The 5,113-nt window shown below is 73.8% G+C and carries 3 protein-coding genes; all 3 read right to left on the reverse strand.

All coding sequences use genetic code 11. The features are described from left to right. Nucleotides 1–552 (reverse strand): wax ester/triacylglycerol synthase domain-containing protein (locus AB0G02_RS27840; RefSeq protein WP_360799342.1); only part of this gene is annotated, 552 nt, incomplete at its 3' end. 53 nt (nucleotides 553–605) lie between these two features. Then, nucleotides 606–1,469 (reverse strand): SDR family NAD(P)-dependent oxidoreductase, encoded by an 864-nt coding sequence (locus AB0G02_RS27845; protein WP_360799345.1) that lies wholly within the window; start codon nucleotides 1,467–1,469, stop codon nucleotides 606–608. 113 nt (nucleotides 1,470–1,582) lie between these two features. Then, on the reverse strand, nucleotides 1,583–5,113 hold a 3,531-nt coding region (locus AB0G02_RS27850), incomplete at its 5' end, for an SDR family oxidoreductase (RefSeq protein ID WP_360799348.1).

Genomic DNA, 5,113 nt, shown 5'->3' on the forward strand with positions numbered 1-5,113 from the left:
GTGCACGCGTTCGACCGGTTCAGCCGACTCCTCCACGTCGACCTGGGTCTGGCGCCGACCCCGGAACTCCGGGACCTGGTCGGACGTCACGCGAGCCGCGTCACCGATGCTGTGGTGCCACTTCAGGAGGATCGCGGCCTGGTCCTGCTGGTAGCCCTCGACGAGCGTGGCCTCCCAGGGCGGGTGCAGGGGGTCGAAGTCCGCGTCGTTGCGCCACTCGACGAGTTCGAGGAGGTCGCGCAGGCCGGCGGGTTCCGGGAGGCGCATCCGGTGTACGTGCAGGGTGAGGCGGAAGTGAGGGTCGGGAACCCACGCCGGGGTCCCGGCTCGCACGGGTGTGTCGGCCACCCGGTGCGTGAGCCGGGGAAGCCGCCCGACGACCCACCGGCAGCCGTCGAGGAACGTGGCCCAGTCCGGGGTTCTGTCGAGGTACCAGAGCCAGGTGACGTGCGGACGGGTCGAAGGGCTGGACCCCATGCGCCAGAAGAGCGTGTCCGTGCCGTTCATCGGACCGGGCGAGGACCACCCGGCCACTGTCGGGGTACCGCGCATGGTGGCTCCTCCGGGGGCGGTGTCGTGCACGCCGTGCTCCGGGGGCCGACGTGTCATGAGAGTCCCACCAGTTCTTCGGACCGCTCCCACACGGCCTGTTGCAGACCGGGCCGGAAGCGGTGCGGGGCGGGCGGCAGGAGGAAGGCCCCGGGGATCGTGGAGTGGAAGCCGCCGGTGCGCCCGGCGAACCGCCCGTCACCGGCCAGCCGCAGGGCGTGCTCGGCGCCCTGACGGGCGTTCCGCACGAACGGGGTCCGTTCCGCCAGGGAGAACAGGCGCGCGCCCATCGGGATGTTCCTCACCAGCCCGGTCGACACCAGGCCGGGGCAGAACGCGTTGGCGCTGATGCCGCGCGAGGTCCACCGGCGCGCGATCTCCTGGGTGACGAGCACGTTGAGCAGCTTCGAGCGGGCGTAGGCGGACAAGGAGCCGATCGGGCCGTACGACCCCGGTTCGGCGAACGTCCGGGGATCGATGTGCAGCACGGCCCGGTGCGACTCGGAGGCGACCACCACCACGCGCGAGGGCGCCGCCCGCTCCAGCAGGTCCGCGAGGAGGTTGGTGAGGAGGAAGGGCCCCAGGTGGTTGGTGGCGATCATCCGGTCGAACCCGTCGGCGCTCACCTCGGCTCGCAGGTCGTGCGTACCGGCGTTGTTGACCAGGACGTCGAGGCGCGGCAGCTCCCGGTGGACCTCCTCGGCCACCCTGCGCACGTCCCGCATGGCCGAGAGGTCCGCCACGAGCATCCGGACAGCGGCGGACGGGTTCTCGCGGTGCAGCTCGTCCAGCGTCGCCTCGCCCCGCGCGCGGTCGCGGCAGATGAAGAGCAGACGCGCGCCCGCCGCGACGAGTCCCCGGGCGATCTCCTTGCCGATGCCCGAGGTCGCGCCGGTGACGACGCAGTACGTGCCTTCCATGGTCCTCTCCCGGTTCTGCGCGTCCTGATGAGCGCGCCTGCGGTGTCCGAGACCTCCGTGTCGGGGCTCCCCGCCCGCCTCACGTCGTGGCGGGGCCGACGTCCTCGTCGTGGTCATGGCGCCACGTCCACCAGCTCGACGCCGGACACCTCCAGCAGGAGTCGGCCGGTGGGCGTGACGGCGCGGTGGACGCCGTCCCGGTCGACCGACACCACGAGCCCGTGCCCGTGGCGCAGCAGCAGGTCGTGGTCGTTGGCCCCGTCGGCGTGCAGGTGGATGCGCGACACCGAGCGGGGCACGAACAGGGGTTGCCTGCCTCCACCGGCGGGACGCAGGGCGGACGTCCTCAGCGCGGCGCACATCAGCAGTGCCGGTGTCGTCATCGTCCGCAACCCGGGGTACCCCGCCAGTTCCGGCGTCCAGCTGCCGCGCGCGGAGGAGCCGTCCACGAAGCAGTGCGAGAGGTTGCGGAAGGGGCCGCGCAACGACACCGGGGCCCCTGGAACGGCGTACGGGTCCTCGGCGGGCACGGGGGCCGCGAGGACAGGCGGGTCCCACCGAGGGGCGTCCGGCCGAGGACCCGGGGACAACAGCACCTCGGTCTCGAAGTGACGCAGTCCTCCCGGTCGCATCCGGCCGTCCGGGCCGAGGGTGTCGGAGTGGACGCTCACCGCCACGGCTGTCCCGCACCCGTCGCCGGACCGCTGCCGCACCACCCGCGCCCTGATCCGCAGAGGAGCGGGTCGGCTCCGGCTGAACGGGCGGAGGAAGGTGTCGAACCGCGCGTCCCGGAACCCGGTGGTGGTCATTCCCGGGACCAGCGCTTCCGCGGCCTGCGCGGCGAGGTCCAGGATGAACGTCGCCGGCACCGTCGGTTCGCCGTCGACCAGGTGGTCCCGGAGGTGTGGTTCGTCCTCCGGAACCATGGGGTGAGCCCATTCCCCGCTCGTGCCCGGCTCCCGCGGCGAGGACCGCCAGGACGGCCACAGGCGGCTCGTGGGATCTGCGGGTGGCTCGTAGTGCACCAGGCCGGGGAAGTCGCGCCGCAGGCGGTCCCGTTCCGTGCTCCCCAGGTAGACCGACGTGCCGCCCGCCTGCGCCGCGGCCGCGATCTCGCCGAGGAACTGCGCTGTGCCCTCGGCCGTGGACACGGGGGTGAACCGAGCCTCGCTCGAGACGTGTTCCTGGTACAGGGCGTCCGATCCCATGCCCGTCTGGCGCCACATCGTGAAGCCGACGGTGATCTCGTCGAAACCCGCGGCCGTCTCCGCGGTGGCTTCCAGGTAGGCGTTGCCCGAGGCGTAGTCCGTGTCGCCGGGGGCGCCGGCGGTTCCCGAGTACGAGCCGATGTTGCACCACAGGGGTGGTTGCTCCGACCCGAGCGCCGACCTGAGGTGGAGGTGGCCGAGCACTTTGGTGTCCCGCACCGCGCGGAACACCTCCAGCCGCTTCTTCTCCAGCAGGGTCGAGGCCACCCGGCCTGCCGCGTGGACGACGAAGTCGACCCTCCCCTCGGCACTCAGCACCTGTCCGACCGCCGCTCGGACCGAGTCCTCGTCCCGCACGTCGCAGGCGAGGTAGTGCACCCGCTCCTCACCGAACCGTTCCCGGAGCGCCCGCAGGGTGCGGTGCAGGTCGCGGTGCTTCAGCAGGGCGTCCGCGCGGGCGACCACCGCCTTCGGGGTCAGCTCGGGCAGGCTTTCCCGGACGCGGCGGATGAGGTCGGCGCGGGTGCCGGGGAGCTGCCCGTCCCCGATGCCCTCGACTTCCGGGGGCAGGTGCTCCTCGGTGCGGCCCAGCAGCCACAGAGCGGGTCGGGCGTGGTGTGCCAGGGCTTCGAGCAGGGCTTGGACGATGTCGCCCGCCCCACCGGTGATCAGACCGACGGACTGGTCGGTCAGCGGCAGGGCCGTCGGCGGGTCGGAGGTCGGGAGGGGCACCGGGTGCAGCGCTTCGGTCCAACGCCTGCCCTGGAGGTAGGAGACGGCGGGAGGCGGGAGCGGCCGGACCGCGCGTTCCTCCGCCACGCGGCTGAGCAGGTCCGGGGTGAAGGGCTCGTCGGTGGTGAGCGTGAAGGCGACCGTGCCCGGGCGTTCCCAGCGCAGGCTCTTGACGAACCCGTCGAAGAGCGAGGCGGCCGGGTGCGCCGCCCGGTCGCCCGGCGCCCCGCCGAGCAGGACGGCCAGCGAGCTCTCCGGCTGCCAACGCGACCAGAGGCGCTGGGTGATGAGGAAGACCGCGTCGTGCAGGGCGAGGGCGTGCGGCACGGAGAGGGCCGCCAGGTCTCCCAGCACCGTCAGGTGCGGGGCCGCCGAGTCGACCGCGGCGAGCATCCGGTCCACCGAGGTGGTCGACAGAGGCCTGCCGCTGGTGTCCGGCAGGTCCAGGACGAGCGAGTCACTGTCGTGGAGCTCTTCGCGGACCGCCGCACCGACCTCCGGGGAGGCTCGGAGCACGACGCCCCGGCGGGGTAACGGCGGTGGCGTGCCGGCCCCGCCGCGGCGGGGAGCGGCCTCGACCACGAGCCGCTTCCGGTAGCGGCGGGTCAGGCGTTCGGCTCCCCGGTCCTCCGGCCCCGGATGAGCCTGGGCGGGCGGCTCGGCCAGCAGGACCGCGTCCTGGTGCCCGGCGGGCAGCCGCACGAGCAGGGCTTCGCGCTCCACGGCGCGCAGGAGGGCCACGGCGTGATCCGCCGCCAGGTAACTGCGGTCCTCGGTCGCCACCGACTGCTCCCGCGGGGCAGGGTCGAAGGACAGCCGGGCCAGAACCGGCAGTCCACGCTCGGCGGCGGTGCGGCTCGTCGTGACGGCCAGCAGGAACGCGCCCTCCCCCAGGGGCAACGGCCCGAGCCCCGCCAGGACGGCGTTCCCGGTGGTCCCGTTGCCGTTGACGGCGACGACCAGCGCGAGGTCCAGTTCACCGGTCCTGAGGTAGCGGTGGGCCACCCGGAGGGCCGCGAGCGTGCCGTCCCGCCCGGCGTCGATCGCCAGGCACGGACCGTGCAGGTCGTAGCGGGCCGCGATGCGGGAGGCGATGACGTTGGGCAGCACGCCCGCCTGCGAGTCCTCGGTCGTCGCCGGGAACCGCCGGCGGGGCCTCTCCAGCTCCTGCGCCACGTGGGAGAAGGCCTGGTCGGCGCTGTGCCGGTCGAGCAGCCAGGTCGCGTCGCGGGCGTAGCAGCGCACCGCCGTCCCCACCAGTCCGAGGGGCATCCCGGTGTGCGCGGCGATCACTCCCGTCGTCTCCCGGACGTCGGCCCACACTTCCCCGTGCTCCTCGACGAAACGCGCCGCGACCTGTAGCGCCATCAACTGACAGGGGTCCACGACCGGCACGGTGCGCCCCGACAACCGGACGGCGGCGGGCGCCGGAGCCGGGTAGGGCCGGGGGAAGGCGGCTGCCGGCGGAGCCGCCGTGCCGCGCAACCAGTCGCGGACCGCCGTGGTGGGCGGCTCGCCGGGCAGGTGGGCCGACCAGGCGACCAGGACCATCTGCCCGGAGTCCAGCCGGACCGGCGGACCGGAGCGCAGGTCGTCGGTGGCGAGCCGATCGGCCACCAGCAAGTGCGCGTTGGTGCCGCCGAAGCCGAAGGCCGACACCCCGACCGTGCGCGGCCCGTCATGCCTGGGCGGGAAGCGCACGGC

The sequence above is a fragment of the Actinosynnema sp. NPDC023658 genome (assembly GCF_040639995.1).
In the GTDB taxonomy this organism is placed as follows: domain Bacteria; phylum Actinomycetota; class Actinomycetes; order Mycobacteriales; family Pseudonocardiaceae; genus Actinosynnema.